We start from the raw sequence: 18,392 nt of genomic DNA, 5'->3' as shown, positions 1-18,392 counted from the left end.
AACTCTCCCAATGGGCGTTCTGAATAGTCCGGCGTGAATCTTGTGCTGATAGGATTCACCCTACTTGCAGAGACGCACCGGAGATGTTGCGGCCGTACCGACATGGCATGTCTGAATTGCCCGCGCGCGCGGAAACCAATATAGCCAGGCGCAGACCCAGACCGGGGGGCAAAGGTAATATCTAAGGGTCTTCCCCCACGCGCCACCGATACGTTCGTCGCAGCGCTCGGCCGCAGACTCGTCAAGGGTCCGAACTCCGGCAGGAGATTCCGGAGGACATCATCGATGACGCTCGAGAAGTCGTTAACTCGTACCGAAAGTACGATTACCCACAATACGCAACTGAAAGCTGCCAAGTGGCGATCTTATCGCGTTGCTGACAGGCGAGATGAGCCGCTCTTGCCAAGCCCAATACGTTGCCTTTAGCGCAAGCTTTCAACAGCATCACATGCTTCGAGCAGACCCACATCGACGAGGGCAGGGAATACTTCCGGCGCGATCGGAGTGCCACGGTATTGGAGGAACGATTCGCAGGCGTGTCGCAGTTGCACGTCATAGATCGTCTCCTGCTCAAGCAGCCAGCGAACGAAATCGACCAGCTTGGGAGGGATCAGGATTTTGCGCCCGAAGGTTCCGGAATTAACGCACAGCACGAAGCCACGGTCCGTTGAATGCAGGCTGCCGGTGACTCCTCGGGGCCTGCGCCACTTGCAACCTAGCACAGCTCGCTTTGCGGCGCCCTCGTCCAGGCCGGCCACCATTGACTTAAGGAAGTCGAGAGCGCTGCCAACGTAGGCTTCGGCCGCTTCGGCATTTGCGTATATGTCCCAGAGCGCCGACCGCATCTCTACCCGGGCGGTCATGCCTTGCTTCACGACTTGGTTCCAGACCTCGTTTACCAGGTCTTGGGTATGGATGTTTCGCAGTCTGAGCGTCAGAGAGACCGATTCCTGCAGGCATGTCGTCTGGTGCCAGTGCCCTCGGGGTACGAAGAGAACGGATCCTGGGGACATGTCGATTGTGGACTCGTTGCAGCCGTGGGTCCAGAGCGCGGGAAAGTAGCTAGGCGCCTCCGCGAAGGGACGGGCATCGCGTTCGGTTGCGAGGCCCACGCCGGGGAAGTAGCTCACGTCAGGCGATTGAACGTCGACATTGGCTGCCAAACGCCAGCGCTTTACCCCCTGCAGTTGGACGACGATTACGTCGACGCTGTCGAAATGCAGCGGAAGTGCCTCTCCCCGCGGCGAAGCGACGTACACCGAAGCCACCTTGGCCGCACCCGTGCTCACGCGGACTTCGTCCAGAAAAGTGCCGAAGCCGGGATCCAGATAGAATGAGTCAAAGTCTTCAGCGGTGATAGTCGAACCTTCTGCGTAGGCCAACGCCACGGTAGCCGCATCGATTCTGTCCAGTCTCGCTCGTCCATCGGCTCCCCGTGCATAAGCGATGACGCGGTTGCCGGAGCCAGCCGCCGCTAGAACGTCGAGCGGAGGCGACTTCGTAAGAGCAAGAAGTCCCTGCAGACGAGACAGTTCACCGTGAGCGGCCATGGGCTCGCCACGGACCAGACAGTCGCGGATGCGCGCCGCATCTTCTCCTGCAAAAAGCGTTCTGATCATTGCCTCTCGCTAACCGTAGGGATGTGGCCAGGGGTTCAATGGCGTGCTGTCTTGCGTTCGCAGACGCGGCACGGAAACAGGCCGATGCCTTTCGTCGAAGTACATGGGGATCGTCCCGGGCGCCAAGATTTTGACCACCTCGATGCCGAGCTCGCGCAGCGGTTTCGATGAGCAGTCCACAGCGAATACCTCGACGCCGTTTCTTGCCAGATGCTGTACGACCGATTCGAGGCGGTGTTCATCACTGCCCGGAAGCTGCCAGTCTAATTCGCTTTCAGTGCGACGGACACTGGAGGCCGTCAGGAATGAGGTGGCCACGGTGCGTGCATCTGTCTGGTAGTAATCAAAGTGCTCGTGTGGCGACCGCAGAGAGCGCGAGTCCTCCCCGAATTGCACAGTTGGAGCAGGCATTTCCCCGCTCTCGAAATAGTCGCGCATCACCATGACGAACTCGCGGCAGAGCTTGCTTAGCGCTTCGTCGAGCGTCGCGCCGCTTGCAGCATTCAACATGAAGACCGCCGGGTTGTGATCATCCTCGAAGATTCCGAGCAACACCGGTATGCCAAGTCCGGCGTCGCCATCCAAGAGAGTAATCCGGAATCCCAAGCGCCGCAGGCTCGCAGCAAGGGGGACGCGCGCAATCACTTTGTCTGTGTCCGCGATGATCGCTGGCGAGCGGCGGGTGAGCCAGCAATACAAAAGACTGTCCCTCTCGACTATTTCAATAATGCCGTTCAGGGCGGCATCTGCAAATGAACTGTGAGATGCAGCGCCATTGCTCGTCGTTGTTACGCTGCACAGTGGCACGAAAGATTCTGCCCCATCACTCAAGCGCGTTGCGACCACCCAATCAAGCCCAGTGTCATCGTCGAAGCTTCCGGAGTTCTGGAGAACCTCCGGGCTCAGTGACGGTGCTTTGATGCTCCTGCGCGGAACAGACTCCAGCGCGCAGGATGGTGGACGGTAGATAGTGAAGATGCGTTCTAGTGCCTCCATCATGGCGACGGTGATGGCGCTCAGTTGCGAGTCCTGGGCCGATTCCCCGCGGGCTTGGGTTCCCTTTTCGGTGAGGGGTGACGACAGACAGGTGCCGAAGTGCAAGCCCGCGGCCGCACACTCGCCGCTGGACACGCCGCGCCGGCCCCAGAGTGAATGTACAGACAACCGCATCGCGGACGCGTGCGCCGACCAGAGCAAGCCATGGTCCATGTGCAGAAGTGCTTGCAGGTTCGCGTAAAGGTGCGAGAGCGGCGGCTTGATGAATGCTTTGCGCTCCTGGCTGCTCTCAATTAGGCCATGTGCGGCCAAGGTCATACGTATCGCGTCTCTCTCCCTCCCGAGCAGGGCAATGGTGCGCAACGCGTCTTCAATCTGCAGTCCTTGTCCCAAAGCCCTTGCGAGTTCAACCGACAGGTGTGGGCTGTCCAATTCGAGAGCGACTTCGATTCCACGCCCCCGCAGTCGGAGTTCGCAGCCTTGAACGAGCGTTTCGACCCAAGGCGCCAGTCGCCACATGACGCATCACCTTCAGTGAATGGCGGTGCCGATAGACAGTACGTCGTCCAGCGCATACGCACAATGAAACCATGCCGGGGGAATTAGCAGCGCTTCGCCCGGTGCCAGCGTGATCTCGAGTGGCTCGGCTTTCGAGAACAGGGGAAATCTGGCGTGGTCTGGTTCATCTGGGTCGACCCAGCACTGCTGAAGGCTCCCGTGGGCTCGCCGTGCATAGACGAACAAATGCTGGTCAGGTCTGTACAGGAGCAGCTTCTTCCGGCCGATGACTTGGACGAGAAATGCCGACGAAACTTCGCGGTGGAGCCCTGTTACCAGGCGCGAGCTTCGGCTTCCCATCCAGAGCTGAGGGATGCCCCATCGCCCGCGCCCATAGAAGTCCCCCTGCACTTTAGCTGCAAGACCGTCGGGTGCCTTGCAGCCGTGCGTGTAAACGGCCTCGCCAGCTGAAATGCGTGCAATCACCGCGCCAAGGCTCACTCCGATGTCGAGCATGCAATGACCATACGAGGTTGCGAGTGTTTCAAGGTTCCAGTGTGCAAGGGCCGGCCACCACTTGGCAACGAGCGGGCGTCCCGCCTGGATGCAATCGCGCACCACAGCTTCGCTCGGCGGCCCCAAATCCTCGCGCATGAAGCAGGTCTGCGCCTTTGCCTTTTCCGCTGCCTCCGTGAAGACGCGCTTCGTGTGGCTGCTAGGGCGGGTACATGCGCTGACAAGGGCCACAACGAACGCCCAGTCGCCGCGCAACTGCAAGCGGCTGCGCACGCTCTCATCCCGCAGCTCGAGCCGACCGCTGCTGAACGCGCGGGCAAGCTCCGCATCGAGGGAGACAAGGCTGCTTGCTTTCGGGCTGCTGCCGACGCCGGTCTTGGCTTCGCCATGGCTAACGCTCAGGAACGCTTCGCAGACGCGATCGGACCCGACCACGCGCATCTGCAGGATGCCTTCCGGGGACAGGCCCAGCTCCAAGCCGCCTCGTACTGCATTTGCCACAGCCTCGACAATTTCTTCAGCAAGCATTGATCACCCAGTCCCACTCGGTATCCCTCACGATGATGGTGCTGACCGAAACCACCGGATCGAGCGCATAGACACAATGGAACCAGCCGATTGGAAGATGCAGGATCTCCCCTGGATGCAAGACGATTTCCAACGGGGTTGCGTCCGCGAAGCGAGGAAATCGTTCAAGGTCCGGGTAAGAGACATCGACCCAACAGGGCTGGTAGTACTTGTCATGCGCGCGGCGCGGATACAACTGCTTGGCTGCGTGCGGCGGATAGACAAGCAGCTTCTTGCGTCCCAGCACTTGCGCTAGGAGAACCGGCCGAGCATCGCGATGAAGCGGCGTTACCGGATCGTTGCTGGCGGAACCGATCCACAATTGCATAGGCGCAAGCTCTCGCTCTTCCAGGAACGGGAATCGGAATTCGTTGCGCATCCCATCCGGCACTGCGCACCCACATGAATAGACAACGTCGCCGCGCAGCATCCTGTCGACGAGATGTTCGAGCCTTTCTCCACCGTCCGGCCCCGGGCGAAACGGAAGATGACCGTATCGGTCGCGCAAGTCCCCGAGAGTCCACTCAATGGCATTCCAGCCGAGCGCGCCGGAAATCACGCACGGCACCCGCTCCGCAAGGACCCTCGCGAACCGTTCGCGGCTGATTCCAGTTGCACGCGCCAATTCGACTTTGCGTGACTGCGAATGAGACTCGGCGCGCGCAAAATCTTCGATTGTTCGGGTGTCGGGTCTGCTGCACGCTGTCACCAGTTCGTGCATGAAGGCTAAGTCGCCTTTCAACCCCAACAAGGCTGTTACTTGCGGGTCCCTCAGGCTCAATGCGCCCCGGCGGAGTCTTTCCAGGTCGCCGTTTCGGACGACCATCTGAGCAGTGCGGTTGGGGTGAACCCCCGGGCCATAGCGCACCTTGCCATCTATCACGCTGAGGTACCAGGCCTCAACTTCAGTTTCGGGCGATTGCGTGAGAAGTAGCTGGAGGATCCCCTCGCGGCTAAGCCCTGGGTCGATCCCCTCAGCGACAGAGCGTGCTAGTAGATCGAGCTCGACCGCCACCGTCTAACGCTCGGGGTCCCAGAGACACAGCGCGACGCGCGCCCTTGCCAAGTCGTCTGCGGTAATGTCCGGCAGCTCCTTCAGCTTGTCCATGACCTGTCCAGGTGTGTGGACCGCGGGGTCGTACCCGCACAGTGCGCTTCGCACCTTCTTCACGTCCTCGTCGGGCACATTCGGCAGGACGCGAATCGCTCGTAAGACACCTTTGCCGTCGGTGATCTCGATGTCACTGCCACTGGCTGAAGGCTTGCTTTCCATTGCGCACTCCTGTTTTCTAGGACAGTAACAATGTCTAGCCAATCGCATCACCCCTGTCAAGGTTCAAATGCGGTCGTCAATGTCTTCTCTACCATATGAAGTCGCTGTGTGTAGCGATGACTGCGGGCTGTTCGGTAAATCATGCGGTTGCTCTTGCCCCTGTATTCCCGCCCCGGCCTATTCGCAACGAAGCGTCTGGTCAACCCCTGCAGCCTTTACCGCCTGACTCCCGAGGCGAACGCATTTCAGTGAAGAATGGCGGAATGCACCTAGTTGAAGTGCTCGAAGGCGGCTGGCAGCGCGCCAGTGCATTCTGCGCATCACGCAAGTCCATGCGCGCCACATTTGGGCAGACCGCTATCGCAATTGCGCCCCGATGGCCTCCAGAAAGTCGAACAGCTCGGTCGAACCCGTCCAGAAGCGGTCGGGGCCACGCGGCGGCGGATCGCGTTCGCTGTCCGGCAGCTGTCGCAGCGGCCCTCCTATGTCGGGATTACTTCGGCGATCCAGAAGTCAAGGCCTGCAGGTTGTCCCAGTTCCGTGATTAGGCGACGCTGGCTAGCTTGGACCTTGTCGCCTGGGGCCTTGATTTCGACAAAGCGGATCTCGTTCCCGCGCCAAATCGTCAGGTCTGGCCAGCCGCGCCGATACTCGTACGGGTTGGTGGCAAAGATACTAGCAATTCGGTGCAAAAGCCCTACTCCGGCAAGAGCAAACAGTTCGTCGAACATCCACGCCTCGAGGCCGGGGAACAAATCGAGCATTGAGGTCGTTCTGCTGCTAAGCACCATCCCGTCCTCCTCGACGACGGCCGGCGTCGTCGATGTGAGGACTGAGAAATTGCGCTTGATCCGCTCTGCGTCAGCCTTTTCTACGGCGGCAAGAAGATCTGCAGTGTCAAAGCGGTCTTTGGCGAACGCGACGTTTTGCGAATAGATCGCCTCGACGTAGGTGGCTCGACTCCTTAGCGGCAAATCGTGAAATGAAGCCGCCTTGATGAGGTTGAGAATCAAGCCACCTTCTCCCGCGTGTCCACGCCAACCATCAGCAGCGAAGTGAGATAAGGCAGCGGCCTCAACACTGCCTACCCGCCGACTCAGTGGGCAAATCCAATCTGATTCTGAACGCTCGATCCGAAGCGCGGTGTAGCGGAATCCAGCTTTGATAGCGGTACGTTCGAGCGAAGTCGGCATTCTGTTGATTGACGAGGTGTTGTTCGGAGTGAACGAATTCGATGCCGCTCGCGATCGGCGCGGCGGATCACGAAGCATAGCGCGACACCCGCTCCAAGTAAGTCCAACTTGCGGGGTTCCCCCCTTCGATCTGTAGCCTGTCCAGTATCAAAGTACGCACTGCGCCAACTTGCGGATCGCGAAATGCGCAGGAATAGCATGAGACTGACACTTAAAGAGCTGAGACGGCTCTCGCCACAAACTGCCGATCGAGTCGAGCGAGACATCACGAAACGGGCCGGCGATCGCAACCGGCGCGTAAAGGGCTCGACGGCGCGCGGCGACTCCCTCGGAGCCGAGGGCAGCTACCTCGAGGCCGTATTCGAGCAACAGCTGCGCGCGACCTTTGGCCGTGAGCCTCAGCCAGTCTTTCGCTGGCAGACAGAGCACCGCTTTGCTCTCCCGCGACTCTATCGGTTCGACTTCGCCTGGCCGAGCCTTCTGATCGCCGTCGAGCTCGAAGGCGGAATTTGGAATGGCGGCCGCCACACCCAGGCCCGTGGATTTATCGAAGACGCGCGCAAGTACAACCTGGCGGCTGAGATCGGTTGGACCGTGCTGCGGTATCCCGGCACGCTCGTCAACTCCGGTGAGGCGGTCGCCCAGACTGAGCAAATGCTGCGACGCGCGCTGCGCAAACTGCAAGGCGATGCCAAATCCTGAGGGTAGGGCGCTAGGTTTCTATTTTATACACACGTTATTAATTCATGATCTCCAGCGACGACAACTCCTTCATCAACGACCGGGCGACCCAGTTCATCGAGAGCCTGCTGAACGCAAAGCGGGGTTGGACGGAGAGCGGCCATGCCTTGTCGATGATCTGGATAAAGGCCATGCAGGGTATGACCTGTGCCACCCGGCCGGTCGACGCGATGCTGGCGCACGCAAAGTCGGAAGCCTCGCTCAACGCGATGGCCTTGGCGGGCGGGTTCACCGAGCGCGAGGTGCAATTGTTGAGCTTCCGGGCGAACGCAGCGCTGCTGGAAGCGCTGCGCCGCTTCGGCGATCTCTCCGCCGAGGGGACGCGCACGATGGTAAGCGTGGAAGTCGATGCCGCGTCAACCAGTCGCTACCTCGCCGCCGCCGGCGTCGAGGCGGTCGCAATGCTGCACTAACCAGACACGACGTCACGGGCACCGCAGGTGGCATAGCTGCCGCGCACTGCACCGAATAAGTACGTTCGACCACTCTTCAAAAAGGAATACCCGATGACCACGACGATGCCGAGCATGGCAGGACAACTCACGGCCGTTGATCTCTTCGCCGGCGCTGGCGGGTTCACCGAAGGCGCGCACAACGCTGGCGTGAACGTGATCTGGTGCGGCAACCATAATCCGCAAGCCGTGCAGTTCCACGAGCGCAATCATCCGGATGCCCTGCACATCTGCCAGGACCTGCACCAAGCAAACTGGACGGAGGTGCCTCGCCACGACGTCCTGCTGGCATCGCCGTGCTGTCAAGGGCATTCCCGCGCGCGCGGCAAGGACAGGCCGCACCACGACAGCCAGCGCAGCACTGCGTGGGCCGTAGTCAGTTGCGCAGAGCATCATCATGAAGACTTGGTGGTCGTCGAGAACGTGCCGGATTTCTTGAAGTGGATCCTGTATCCCGCTTGGGAAGACGCCATGCGCCGGCTTGGGTACAGCGTGTCCCCTCACATCGTGGATGCCGCTGACCACGGCGTGCCGCAGCATCGCGTAAGACTGTTCCTGGTATGCACCCGCTCCAAGCGCCCGATTCAATTGCGGTTGCCGCGGCGCGACCATGTCGGCATCGGCTCGGTCATCCAATGGGACGGTCATCCGTGGACACCGATCAATACTCCGCGGCGCAGTGCCGCAACGCTGCGCCGAATCGCCGCCGGACGTATGCGCCATGGTTCGCGTTTCGTTGCGCCGTATTACGGCAGCGGCAGCGGGGAGACGGGACGAAGTCTAGACCGACCCATTGGGACTCTAACGACGGTGGACCGCTGGGCTGTGATCGATGGCCAGCGAATGCGCATGCTGCAGATTCCGGAGGCCAAGGCGGTCATGGGCCTCAGGGAGGACTACCTTCTTCCGACAACCAAGCGCGACGCAATGCGATTGCTCGGCAATATGGTGAGCCCGGTCGTCGCGACAGACATCCTCGTGGCCGCGCGTGCGCAGGTCTAGTCAAGGGGTGATTCAGCGTAGCGAATAGAACCCGAGACTTGCGGGGTACCCCACCTGATTTTGCATGATGTTCTTCATCTCAAATCAGAAGGGGAAGCAAGTGAAGGTCGCAATGGACGTAATGGCAGCGTTGGACGGGGCCACGATCGAGGGCAACGCACTGAAGCTTACGCAGCAGCTTGAACCATCGCTCTACAAGCGGGTGAACAAGGTTCTAGACGCTGCTGGTGGGAAGTGGAACCGCAAAGCACAAGCCCACTTGTTCGATTGTGACGCGGCGGGAGCAGTCGATCAGATCCTTCTCACCGGCGAAATCGTCGTGCCGCAGGACTTCGGCTTCTTCCCGACGCCGCCGACGGTCGTAGGTCGTCTCCTCGACGTTGCTCAGCTCAAACCCGGCATGACCATGTTGGAGCCTGAAGCAGGCACCGGAAACATTGCCAAACCGGCCGCTGAGATTTGCACCGTCGACTGCGTAGAACTGCTGGAGTCGAATGTGAAGGCACTTCGCGAGGCCGGGTTCGCTCGGTCCGTATGGCACGGCGATTTCCTCGAGATGCCGTCGGAGCCTCGATACGATCGAATCGTCATGAATCCGCCGTTTGAGAAGCAGGCGGACATTCGACACGTCAATCACGCACTGGGTTTTCTTGCCCCTCGCGGTCGCCTCGTGTCCGTGATGTCCGCCGGCGTGACCTTCCGATCCAACCGCGTTGCAGAAGACTTCCGCGACCTGGTCAACGCCCGCCTAGGATCGATCGAAGTGCTCGGGGAAGGCTCGTTTAAGTCGTCTGGGACTATGGTCAACACGGTTATCGCCACGATCCCCGCGATCGCCTGACGTGCGAGCGTCGCGACAGAGCGCGGGGCGTCCAACATTGCGGACTGCATATCAAATTTGCGTCATTCCCGCGTCGCTCTGTAGCCTGACCTCATCAGATCCTTAACGAGGAAGCACAGTGCGCAGTGAGACGCCAAATTCAGGTTCATCGACATCGGGTCCATGCTATCGCGTGAGCCCGGGCCTCAATCGTCAGCCGGCCGGCCACGACGGCAAAGGCTGGAACCGCCTAGCCATCATCTCGATGGAGCCGATCGAGAGGTGTCTGCTGCGCCCAAAATACCGGCAAGCGGCCCTAGACACGCTTCGTGGCATGGGCCGCTTTGGGGAACCGACCGCCTACTACGCCTGCACCTCTGCCGGCTCGTGCCAGGACTGCAGCCTGATGCAGCAGCCGCGCGAGCCTTGGATCGACTCTTGGGAGATTGAGGAGGCTGGAGACGGCACGTTGTTTATCCATCAAATCGGCACAACCAGCGCGCCCGCATACACCTTCAGTGGTTGGTCAGCGCTGCTGAATGGCGTCGCTGCGCCGATGCTTCGTCGACATATCGAAGATGGGCGCACTACTTGGAGGGCTGCATGAAGCAACGTCATTTGCGAGCGGTCAAGCGCGGCAGCGCAGGCTCGATTCAGTTAGAGATTGTGGGCCTGCTTCGAGAAGCGGCACGCCACCGACCAGTCTCGGAGGTGTGGTCCGATTTCGTGGCCTTGGGGGCCATCACATTCGCCCAGATCGACCGACGGGGCCACGCGGTGCGCGAAGCTGAATATCTGCGGATCGTCGGGCGTTACACGCGGGAGGAGTTCAAGGCCCTGGTTGGCGCCTTCTCGCGGTTGCCGTTAGCTTTCGAGGCGCACGTCGGACCCGGTGGAGTACCGATCCACTTCGCTGATGTACTAGGCGAGATCTATATGGCCCTCGACCTCGGAAACAACGCCATGGGCCAGTACTTCACGCCCACCGAAGTCAGCATGCTCGTCGCCGCGCTGACGTTTGACCGAGAATCCATGGAGGCGCATATCGCGGACCACGGCTTCATTTCCATTCACGAGCCAGCCATGGGTGGGGGAGCAATGTTGATCCAGGCGGCTGCGGTGATGGCTGAAGCAGGTTTGAATTACCAACGACAGATGGTTGCCGTAGGGGTGGACTTGAGTCCGACTGCCGTCCATATGGCCTATATCCAAATGGCCCTGCTCCACATCCCTGCGGTGCTGATCTGCGGCAACAGCCTGACCCTTGAAACATTCTCCACTTGGTACACGCCGGCCTACATCATGGACGGCTGGGCGCGGCGCTTCCCGGTGTCTGCAAAGGAGCCGATGCGCGAGCTACCAGGACCGTCATTCTCGGATCGCAACGCCGTCAAAGCCGCGTGAATATATTTCGAAGTACAATTTATATCCACACTAAATTAATGATCTGATGCTGACCGTCAAGATGAAGAGCGTACTCGCGGCCGTCATGCTGGCCGCGCCTCTGGCAGCGTGGGGCGCCGCTACCAACTGTCCCGATAACTACGCCTCGGGGTTTGGGCCCGAGATCTTGCACGACAAGCTGGCCAAAGATACGGTCGAGCTCTGCTCCGCTCAGTTTGGCGTGCGCTATTCCAGCCTCACTCGCACCCCGCTCTGGTCCGCCGAAAACCTGAGCCCAGGTCGATTCTCCCTGCCGCGGGATTTTCCGCGCTACGACGTCTTCTACGAGGAAAAGCGGATTCCGTCAGGTTGGCGGGCGACCCTTGAAGACTATAAGGGCAGTGGCCTTGATCGTGGCCACCTAACGCCCAGCGCGGACGCTAGCAATCCTCACTCCGATTTCGAAACGTTCGCTCTCTCCAATATCGTGCCGCAGAGCGCGGACGGCAATCGAAATGCGTGGGCGGCGATCGAGAAGGCGGTGCGCGCTCTTGCCCGTCACCGACAGGTCTTCGTGATCACAGGGCCACTGTTCATTGCGGAGGAGGGTAAGCCAATCCGCTGGCTAAAGCGGCGCGTCGCTGTCCCGTCCCACATCTACAAGGTTGTCTACGATCCAGCGTCGAATGCCGGCGGAGCTTACGTGCTGGAGAACGAGGACTTCAAACGTCCGCGTGAGGTGTCGATCCTAGAACTCGAGCAGCTCGCGCGTATTCGCTTTTTCCCGGATGCCGCATCCATCCGACCGATGAAGTTGCCGCGTCCCCGGTGGGACTGACATCGGACCACGAACAGATGCCCGGGGTCTCCCAACGCCGGCATTACGACGTTTCGCCGCTCGCTTGAAAGCTCTTCCTAAAGAGCTTTCAAGCGAGAGCGCCATATGTGCGAAAAGTGGGCCTGTAGATCTCGCCCAGCCAATGCGTGCGCGCATAGGGAGTCACGGCGGCCGCGGGGGCAACGCCGGGGGCCTGGGCGCTCTCGATCCTTTACCCGACACCTCAGTGTGTCCCGCACCGGCCGGCAGCCGTCGAACGGATCAGCGCCATGAGTGATCGCAAGACGCAACTCGAAGTTTTCCCGGTGGCCACGGCTATTCGAGTTTCCATGTGCTCGATCGACTGCCCGAACTGCGATAGTCCGCAGGAAGGTTGGCTCAAGGATCCGCGAGGCGGCGAGCATATGTGTGATGGCTGCGGGACTACGTATCGCGTCCCGGAGGACGTTCGATTAGTCTTCTAAGCCTTTAGAAGATACGGCGGCGCCCAACTGGGGTGTTTCGACATAGCCCCCTTTGTTTTCTGCAAACAGCTGCGCATCGAGGAAAATGTGATGCAACTAACGGCCAACATGAAGCAAAACCTTACTTCCCCTGCTTGCAAGCCCGGGGGGCGATGCCACCGCATTCTGCGAGATAATTGACAACTCCCTCCCATCACGGCTGCCATGAGAGAAACGACCAAGGTCGACTATGGAAAATCCCGCCAAGGCCTTACACGCGCGGGCATTCTTGCCCATCTGGCGAGCGGGATCGTGCTGTGGCGTAGCGGTGTTGGCACTCAGAACGACTGTCAGCTGGGTTTGAACTTCTTTTTGCGCAACTACCATCGTCGAATGTTGGAGGAGGGCCTGTACGGCGAAATCCCATCAACGCCTGCCGCCCGCCAAGCTATGCGGGATGGCGGCGCCGTCCACCTCGAGCACGCTATCCCGATCGCCAGCATCATGTGGGCGCTCTTGAACCAGGTAACGTCGACGATCCTGGCTGATGCTGTTGAGCAGGCACGGAAAGTCGTAGAGTCGACCACGTTCGTGGCGCACGTATCGGCACTTGAGCACCGAGGTCTAAACAGGCAATTCGCCTGCAGTATGCCGGCGCCCCAAGTTGAGTACCCCTGGAGCGATGTTTGGGCCCGCTACACGGCGGCCGGCGTGCCAATCCCTGAAATCGTCACTGCCTCAGGCTAGGCCACGGTACTCGCGGCAGTTTGCTCGACCACGGCCGCCTGGCCATCCTTCCACGCGACATATCCACGATGCAGCCGATAGGGCGATGCCTCATCAACAAAGCCTAGCGCGCCGGCGACCTCCTCAAGCGAGTCCCCACGGTCGAACCGTATCGCGGCGTAGGTATTCCGAAGCGTCTGCGGCGAAAGACGGCTAGCCCTGCCGTCAGCAATGCCCAACGCCTCGAGCTGCGCGGTCACGCGTCGGAACATCGACGCAGCGTGCATAGCACGGCCGGCCAGATCACTCGTAAAGAGCCAGTCACCGGGTATGCTTACGCGCACGAGCAATCGAGCCCAAGCACGCACGGCGGGCCGGGCGACTTCGAGAAGCTCAACCCGGGTTTGATAGACGCGCTTTCCCATCTTCTGCGGTACAACTATGGTCTGCGCCGAACCCGATACAGCATCTCGCTTGAGTACCTTGGCCTGAGCGACCTTAATGCCCGCGCCATAGAAGAGGGCGAGCAACGCCATGTCACGATAGAGACGCCATTCGGGCCCATTGACCGCAATGTTCCGGGGAAGAGCCGGCACGTTCGTCAGACACTGCTCGATGGCGATCCGCTCGCTCTCGGCTAGGAACGTCGTTGGCGCGTTCTCTCCGTCCGCAAGCTTCTGACGTACAGCGACGCTTGCCGGGTTGTGCATACCCGGGCGCAGCGTCGCAAGGTGCTGAAACACCCGCTCAATTAGCCGTGCGTACCGATACCGGTGATTCTTGTGCAGGGCCGACTCGTCCAAGAACGCGGCAATATGGTGTGCCTCCCAGGCAGTGATAGGGAGCTTGCGCTCGCGAGTCCAGCGCATCCACTTGTGCCACATGAAGCCGTAGACCTTCGCGCTGCTCTCGCTCACCCCGCGGCGGGCCAGCCAGTGGTCGAACGCGCGATCAGCATCCTTCTTCCACTCGGCAAAGGTACTTCCAAAGAGAGAGGCTTGCTGCGTGTCGCGAGGCTGACTGGTGGCCTTCATGGGGATACTCCGATTACCGATCTCGTCTAGAGCTTCGAATGCATTCAGAATACCCCATTAGAACGTAGAGATATGCGAAAAACCCCTTGAAAATAGGCATCGACATGGCAATATCACACGTAGTGTCGCGCGCAAGCAAATCGCCAGCGCGTTGGCACGTCAACCTGTGAGCTACTAAACGATGGCAACAAGAAAGACGACTGCTAAGGCCGCTGCGAAGCCGGCTGTTAAGCCCGCGGCCAAAAAGGCTGCAGTGAAGTCCGCTGCGAAGCCAGCACCGAAGACCGCCGCCGCGGCGCCGGTGGCCAAGCCGCTGAAGGAAACGTTCAACAAGTCGAGCCTGGCGGCTCACCTGGTTGCGCAAACCCAGCTCGAAGCCAAGACGGTGAAAGCCGTGCTGGCCCACCTCGAGAACACGATTGTCAGCGCGCTGCATAAGAAAGGCGCCGGCGAATTCACGCTGCCGGGTCTGCTGAAGGTGACTGCGATCCAAGTTCCGGCCACAAAGAAGCGCTTCGGCAAGAACCCCTTCACAGGTCAAGAGCAGTGGTTCGCGGCCAAGCCGGCCTCTGTGAAGGTCAAGGTGCGCGCCCTGAAGAAGCTCAAAGACGCTGCAGCCTGATCCTCTAAGCCGCTGTGTTGACGGGAGCGGCCAACACTGGCTGGCTCCCCGTTCCGTTGCCCGCTGAGTCCTCGATCTGATCAAGCTTCCCCTTTGAAGCGAAGCTCAAGTTTCGATAGGATTCGCCGAAAGTTGAAGGTTGAAGCGCGCGAGGAGGTTAAGTGAGCCGCAATATCCAGCACCCTAGCTATTCTAGGGTTGAGATCAATATCGCCGTTAATACCACCGTCGTATTCGCTAGGGTAGAGGCACGATCTGAGCTTGATGATCGAGTTCGAGATCTAAAGACTAGTGTCGAAGCGTTCTCAGGCTTTGTCGAGGACGGTATGCCGAGCATCGACCTAAAGAGAATGGCGAATTTTGTGAACGCCCACTTCTCCAGTCTTGCGGATGCCATCGAAAAGCAGGGAGGCCTCAATCTCGTGGAGGTGGTGGCAACGGCCGTCGAAACGGCAGCCGCAATTATCAAACACTACGGTGTGGCAAGAGAGGCTACACCAGAGTTTGGTACAGGCGCGTCTGAGCGACTGGCAAAGCGCACTCACGAACTTTTTCGCAACACTGCAGGGCGGATCATCAATGAGCGATTCATGTGGAACTTGAAGTTCTACGACTGGGCTTCTCGAAAGAGGCTCTTGAATGAACCTCGTCGCTATGAAAGGCGTTACAACAGAGAGGAACGGCCTCAAACGTTCACGGACGAAGAGCTTGGGGCCTTCTTCGGCGAGAACGAGCAAAAGGTGCTTGAGGAATTGGTTCGGATTGCGGGAAATCAGGGCGAGCTAGTTGATCCGCTGGCGGACTATAGCAATGCGACGGCCTACGAAACTTTCAGGCGGCTTCCACCATTGAGCACGCAAGAACTACACTCCAATTCTAAACATGACGAATAAAGTAGGGGCGAACATGGCATCGACATACAAGGACCTACTTGCCCAGCGGGAGCTGCTCAACCAGCAGATCGCGGAAACGCGGGCCGCTGAACTGCCTACGGTGATCGCTCAAATCCAGGAGCTGATGGAGGCGTATGGCATCAGCACAGATGATCTCAAGGGCCCGAAGCGCAGGGGACGTCCGCTAGGGTCAGGCCAAGCAAAACAGAAGACCGGAAGCTCCCTCCCACCAATGTATCAAGACCCAAAAACCGGAAAGACCTGGTCGGGACGCGGCCGCGCGCCGACATGGCTCGGCAAGAATCGGGACCGCTTCCTGATCAGCTGACCACGAGGGGCGGCCGATCGCGCTGCACTTGCGTGACTACCCGCCGTCTGTGTTTAGATATCCAGCATCGGAAAGCTGCTGGATATCATGAAGACGACTATGCACCTGAAAGGCCGGTTGGCCACGATTGCCACTGCCTTGGTACTGGCGACCACGCCTGCCTTGGCCGGCGGTTACACGAATCAGCAGATCGGCTGGCAAGTGACGCAGCCAGCAAGGTTCATGGTGACTGGCGTTTTGCGCCTAGACGGCACCAATGACACGATCAAACCCATCCACGCGATCATTGCAGCCGCCTCCGAGGCTGAAGCGCTGTCGAAGCTCATCGCGTCCGCCAAGCGCCAGTATCCGGGTTACACGCTGATTTCGACACTTGCCTCACCTGTGCCAGCTGCCGGTAAGTGCGAGATCAGCATCTAGTCGCAATGGGGATCATGCCAAACGTTTTTATCGACGGCGTAGAGTATGTTCCGCGAGCCCAAGTCCCAACGCTGACGGAGGAGCGGCTGCATGCAGCGCTAGCTGAGCTCGTGTCGATCCAGTATTTCCGTGAGAGCCATAAGGCCGTCGCGCAAGCGTGGAATGTCCTGCATGCTCTTGCGCCTGAGTTGGCGGATCTGGCGGCAACTGACCCCAAGGCAGCCTTTGAGCGAGTCCATTTACCAAGTCCGCCTGCCTAAAGTTCGAGCACGAAGTTCCTTCGCGCCATACCTGAGTAGCATCGCAACTGGACGCTACCACCGACGATAGCCCCGACCCGAGTACCGATTTTCTCTATGGACCCAATGCCGTCGGTTACGTTCAGACCGTGTGGTAGATTTGTCTTTACTGACACGCTCCAGCGCGTCGACGTGTGGTATTCCTAGGAATTTACATGGGTCAAGCTAAGTCGAAGCAACAGGATGCGTTCGCGCGCAATTTAATCGAAGAATGGGAAAGCCGCGATTGCGTCGATTTTGCTGTCGCTCTCGCACGGCGCACCGGCTGGTTGCTACATGTTGACTGGTGGTCCACATCGTCTCAGCGCCCCTCCGACGACTGCGAAGAGACTAACTTTCGCCCGCTTCGTGTATACGTGGCCGACAACGCAGATTTGATCTTCGATCCACGCGGAGTGATGTCGATTTTCGACTTCGCCGAACGGATCGTCAGAAGGCAAGCACGCGACCGCGGATTCAATAACGGTGGAGTACTGACTCGGTTCTATGCCGAGGAACGTTTCGCGGAATTGCCTTTGCGTTACCAGCCCGACGAAAAAGGGGTCACCAAGGCGCTTGCAGAAATCGAGCGTCACCCTACCTTTCTTGCGCGCATCCCCTCACGAAATCTTTCCGGGATAGCTGCGCATCATGCCGCCCGCTTCAGCTTCGGATTGTGCGCAATCTTTGCGGAGGCAATGCGCGATCATGCGGGGTTACAGCCAACTGCACTGCTCGCCAAGAGGTTCTTGCCAGGATGGCAAGGAACACAGGTGAGCGAGCGCGGCTACTTTCACAGCATCGTGCTGGACTCTGACGGAGCAGGGCAAGACGCATGGGGGAAAGCATCCCTGAGTGACATAGCATTGCGATATGGCGTCGCGGAATTTGAAACGAGCGAGGAAGAGCACCGTAGAGTAGTTCAACGGCTCAAACAGAATACGCCGGACCTGTTCGCGAAACGGTATTCCGAAGCGATCTCACTCATACGGGGGAGCGACTAGTATCTGCTCATGACGTTGCGCAAGTCATGAGCATGCGCAACGTCTGATCGAGCCTAGTCCGTGTAGCCGTGCGCCCGCGACCAGTCTCCCGCGGCGCTAGCGTCGGGCACCTGCGCCAAGACCTGATGATCTTCCCGGGGGCGCGACGGCATGCGGACGATGCTGATCGTATCCCCATCAAACATCGTCACTGGCCGAGCTCGCGCCTTTCGCCACCAAGCCAGCTTCTCGTTGGCCAGTTTGACCGCAGCGGCCATGTCGGGAGCAACGCCATACCAGGTTGACCGATCCCACGCGCCGCCATCGAGGCATCGGACCTCGAGCGAACCATCCCGCCGCGTCTGTGCATAGGGTCGATCCCACCAGGCGACAATCTCAGCCTCGTCCCGCTCGTCATTGGGAGTGCTGTCGAAATCAGGACGCAGCGGCGGGTCCAATGGCAACGTGGCAACGCTCGGCTCCACCTCTCGCACTGTTGCAGGTTGCGCACGGAGCAGGGCGTGCCAGTCCTGATAGCCGGCCGCGACTGCCAGTCGTTCCAGAGCTTCAGAATGGGAGATTTCGCCGGAGGCGGCGAGTTGCTTCGCCTTGCGTTTAATACGGGCGATGAGCGTCGCCGTTGGGGCCAAGGGCATGATGGTCTCCACGCGAGAATCGACAGCCCACTAGTCGTTCCAGCGCGAAGATCCTAAGGGAAACGCCTTCCCGTCGAAACGGATTTGCCTCGTGGGCGGCCGGCGCAGGCA

General features: G+C 59.7%; 21 protein-coding genes. 13 read left to right on the top strand and 8 right to left on the bottom strand.

Annotated elements, in window-relative coordinates; genetic code table 11:
- Positions 1–422: 422 nt before the first annotated feature.
- From AAHB16_RS15290 to AAHB16_RS15265, 6 genes are all read right to left on the bottom strand, one after another.
- A complete protein-coding gene (locus AAHB16_RS15290; protein WP_342051352.1) occupies positions 423–1,619 on the bottom strand; it encodes a JmjC domain-containing protein in 1,197 nt (398 codons plus the stop codon).
- A 9-nt stretch (positions 1,620–1,628) separates the two neighbouring features.
- Entirely contained in the window at positions 1,629–3,134 is a 1,506-nt protein-coding gene (locus AAHB16_RS15285) for a YcaO-like family protein (RefSeq protein WP_342051351.1), read from the bottom strand.
- A 12-nt stretch (positions 3,135–3,146) separates the two neighbouring features.
- Entirely contained in the window at positions 3,147–4,157 is a 1,011-nt protein-coding gene (locus AAHB16_RS15280; protein WP_342051350.1) for a cupin-like domain-containing protein, read from the bottom strand.
- On the bottom strand, positions 4,147–5,211 hold the full coding sequence (locus tag AAHB16_RS15275; protein WP_342051349.1) for a cupin-like domain-containing protein: 1,065 nt from the start codon (positions 5,209–5,211) through the stop codon (positions 4,147–4,149). The genes AAHB16_RS15280 and AAHB16_RS15275 overlap by 11 nt, the downstream gene beginning before the upstream one ends.
- Positions 5,212–5,214: 3 nt before the next feature.
- Positions 5,215–5,469, bottom strand: coding sequence for a hypothetical protein (locus AAHB16_RS15270; RefSeq protein ID WP_342051348.1), 255 nt, complete (start codon positions 5,467–5,469; stop codon positions 5,215–5,217).
- Positions 5,470–5,951: 482 nt separating this feature from the next.
- Positions 5,952–6,482, bottom strand: coding sequence for a VRR-NUC domain-containing protein (locus AAHB16_RS15265; protein ID WP_342051347.1), 531 nt, complete (start codon positions 6,480–6,482; stop codon positions 5,952–5,954).
- 378 nt (positions 6,483–6,860) lie between these two features.
- On the opposite strand from AAHB16_RS15265, the gene AAHB16_RS15260 reads away from it, so the two are divergent.
- The 8 genes from AAHB16_RS15260 to AAHB16_RS15225 all read left to right on the top strand — a co-directional run bounded on the left by AAHB16_RS15260 (position 6,861) and on the right by AAHB16_RS15225 (position 13,088).
- Positions 6,861–7,364 (top strand): hypothetical protein, encoded by a 504-nt coding sequence (locus AAHB16_RS15260; RefSeq protein ID WP_342051346.1) that lies wholly within the window; start codon positions 6,861–6,863, stop codon positions 7,362–7,364.
- Positions 7,365–7,408: 44 nt separating this feature from the next.
- A complete protein-coding gene (locus tag AAHB16_RS15255) occupies positions 7,409–7,816 on the top strand; it encodes a hypothetical protein (RefSeq protein ID WP_342051345.1) in 408 nt (135 codons plus the stop codon).
- Positions 7,817–7,909: 93 nt separating this feature from the next.
- Positions 7,910–8,857: a DNA cytosine methyltransferase gene (locus AAHB16_RS15250; RefSeq protein ID WP_342051344.1), complete on the top strand. Its 948-nt coding sequence runs from the start codon at positions 7,910–7,912 to the stop codon at positions 8,855–8,857.
- Positions 8,858–8,921: 64 nt separating this feature from the next.
- Complete coding sequence (locus AAHB16_RS15245) at positions 8,922–9,698, top strand: methyltransferase (protein ID WP_342051343.1); 777 nt, start codon at positions 8,922–8,924, stop codon at positions 9,696–9,698.
- Between the two features lie 172 nt (positions 9,699–9,870).
- A complete protein-coding gene (locus AAHB16_RS15240; protein ID WP_342051342.1) occupies positions 9,871–10,284 on the top strand; it encodes a hypothetical protein in 414 nt (137 codons plus the stop codon).
- On the top strand, positions 10,281–11,081 hold the full coding sequence (locus tag AAHB16_RS15235) for an N-6 DNA methylase (protein WP_342051341.1): 801 nt from the start codon (positions 10,281–10,283) through the stop codon (positions 11,079–11,081). The genes AAHB16_RS15240 and AAHB16_RS15235 overlap by 4 nt, the downstream gene beginning before the upstream one ends.
- A 46-nt stretch (positions 11,082–11,127) precedes the next feature.
- On the top strand, positions 11,128–11,898 hold the full coding sequence (locus AAHB16_RS15230) for a DNA/RNA non-specific endonuclease (RefSeq protein ID WP_342051340.1): 771 nt from the start codon (positions 11,128–11,130) through the stop codon (positions 11,896–11,898).
- 668 nt (positions 11,899–12,566) lie between these two features.
- Positions 12,567–13,088, top strand: a complete 522-nt coding sequence (locus AAHB16_RS15225; RefSeq protein ID WP_342051339.1) for a hypothetical protein — start codon at positions 12,567–12,569, stop codon at positions 13,086–13,088.
- Here AAHB16_RS15225 and AAHB16_RS15220 read toward each other — a convergent pair.
- Positions 13,085–14,101, bottom strand: coding sequence for a tyrosine-type recombinase/integrase (locus tag AAHB16_RS15220; protein WP_342051338.1), 1,017 nt, complete (start codon positions 14,099–14,101; stop codon positions 13,085–13,087). The two genes, AAHB16_RS15225 and AAHB16_RS15220, sit on opposite strands and share 4 nt — an antisense overlap.
- Positions 14,102–14,282: 181 nt before the next feature.
- Between AAHB16_RS15220 and AAHB16_RS15215 the strand changes: the two genes are divergently transcribed.
- The 5 genes from AAHB16_RS15215 (at position 14,283) to AAHB16_RS15195 (ending at position 17,646) form a co-directional block, all read left to right on the top strand.
- On the top strand, positions 14,283–14,723 hold the full coding sequence (locus AAHB16_RS15215; protein ID WP_342051337.1) for an HU family DNA-binding protein: 441 nt from the start codon (positions 14,283–14,285) through the stop codon (positions 14,721–14,723).
- A gap of 161 nt (positions 14,724–14,884) precedes the next feature.
- Positions 14,885–15,616: a hypothetical protein gene (locus tag AAHB16_RS15210; protein WP_342051336.1), complete on the top strand. Its 732-nt coding sequence runs from the start codon at positions 14,885–14,887 to the stop codon at positions 15,614–15,616.
- A gap of 13 nt (positions 15,617–15,629) precedes the next feature.
- Positions 15,630–15,944, top strand: a complete 315-nt coding sequence (locus AAHB16_RS15205) for an H-NS histone family protein (RefSeq protein ID WP_342051335.1) — start codon at positions 15,630–15,632, stop codon at positions 15,942–15,944.
- A gap of 87 nt (positions 15,945–16,031) precedes the next feature.
- The gene (locus AAHB16_RS15200) at positions 16,032–16,364 is read left to right on the top strand and encodes a hypothetical protein (protein ID WP_342051334.1); all 333 of its coding nucleotides are present in this window, start codon (positions 16,032–16,034) and stop codon (positions 16,362–16,364) included.
- A 454-nt stretch (positions 16,365–16,818) separates the two neighbouring features.
- Positions 16,819–17,646 (top strand): hypothetical protein, encoded by an 828-nt coding sequence (locus AAHB16_RS15195; RefSeq protein ID WP_342051333.1) that lies wholly within the window; start codon positions 16,819–16,821, stop codon positions 17,644–17,646.
- A gap of 53 nt (positions 17,647–17,699) precedes the next feature.
- Here AAHB16_RS15195 and AAHB16_RS15190 read toward each other — a convergent pair whose 3' ends face one another.
- Positions 17,700–18,293: a glyoxalase superfamily protein gene (locus AAHB16_RS15190; RefSeq protein WP_342051332.1), complete on the bottom strand. Its 594-nt coding sequence runs from the start codon at positions 18,291–18,293 to the stop codon at positions 17,700–17,702.
- Positions 18,294–18,392: the final 99 nt, after the last annotated feature.

It is taken from the genome of Cupriavidus sp. OTU4054, assembly GCF_038440175.1.
Taxonomy (GTDB): domain Bacteria; phylum Pseudomonadota; class Gammaproteobacteria; order Burkholderiales; family Burkholderiaceae; genus Cupriavidus; species Cupriavidus pauculus_D.
Note: the sequence above shows the minus strand (reverse complement) of the source record. Positions and strands in the feature narration are given on the sequence as shown.

Bases quoted from the DNA above. Each gene is read 5' to 3' on its own strand.
- AAHB16_RS15290 (WP_342051352.1), bottom strand. From the start codon at position 1,619: ATGATCAGAACGCTTTTTGCAGGAGAAGATGCGGCGCGCATCCGCGAC.
- AAHB16_RS15285 (WP_342051351.1), bottom strand. From the start codon at position 3,134: ATGTGGCGACTGGCGCCTTGGGTCGAAACGCTCGTTCAAGGCTGCGAA.
- AAHB16_RS15280 (WP_342051350.1), bottom strand. From the start codon at position 4,157: ATGCTTGCTGAAGAAATTGTCGAGGCTGTGGCAAATGCAGTACGAGGC.
- AAHB16_RS15270 (WP_342051348.1), bottom strand. From the start codon at position 5,469: ATGGAAAGCAAGCCTTCAGCCAGTGGCAGTGACATCGAGATCACCGAC.
- AAHB16_RS15260 (WP_342051346.1), top strand. From the start codon at position 6,861: ATGAGACTGACACTTAAAGAGCTGAGACGGCTCTCGCCACAAACTGCC.
- AAHB16_RS15255 (WP_342051345.1), top strand. From the start codon at position 7,409: ATGATCTCCAGCGACGACAACTCCTTCATCAACGACCGGGCGACCCAG.
- AAHB16_RS15250 (WP_342051344.1), top strand. From the start codon at position 7,910: ATGACCACGACGATGCCGAGCATGGCAGGACAACTCACGGCCGTTGAT.
- AAHB16_RS15245 (WP_342051343.1), top strand. From the start codon at position 8,922: ATGATGTTCTTCATCTCAAATCAGAAGGGGAAGCAAGTGAAGGTCGCA.
- AAHB16_RS15235 (WP_342051341.1), top strand. From the start codon at position 10,281: ATGAAGCAACGTCATTTGCGAGCGGTCAAGCGCGGCAGCGCAGGCTCG.
- AAHB16_RS15230 (WP_342051340.1), top strand. From the start codon at position 11,128: ATGCTGACCGTCAAGATGAAGAGCGTACTCGCGGCCGTCATGCTGGCC.
- AAHB16_RS15225 (WP_342051339.1), top strand. From the start codon at position 12,567: ATGAGAGAAACGACCAAGGTCGACTATGGAAAATCCCGCCAAGGCCTT.
- AAHB16_RS15220 (WP_342051338.1), bottom strand. From the start codon at position 14,101: ATGAAGGCCACCAGTCAGCCTCGCGACACGCAGCAAGCCTCTCTCTTT.
- AAHB16_RS15215 (WP_342051337.1), top strand. From the start codon at position 14,283: ATGGCAACAAGAAAGACGACTGCTAAGGCCGCTGCGAAGCCGGCTGTT.
- AAHB16_RS15205 (WP_342051335.1), top strand. From the start codon at position 15,630: ATGGCATCGACATACAAGGACCTACTTGCCCAGCGGGAGCTGCTCAAC.
- AAHB16_RS15200 (WP_342051334.1), top strand. From the start codon at position 16,032: ATGAAGACGACTATGCACCTGAAAGGCCGGTTGGCCACGATTGCCACT.
- AAHB16_RS15195 (WP_342051333.1), top strand. From the start codon at position 16,819: ATGGGTCAAGCTAAGTCGAAGCAACAGGATGCGTTCGCGCGCAATTTA.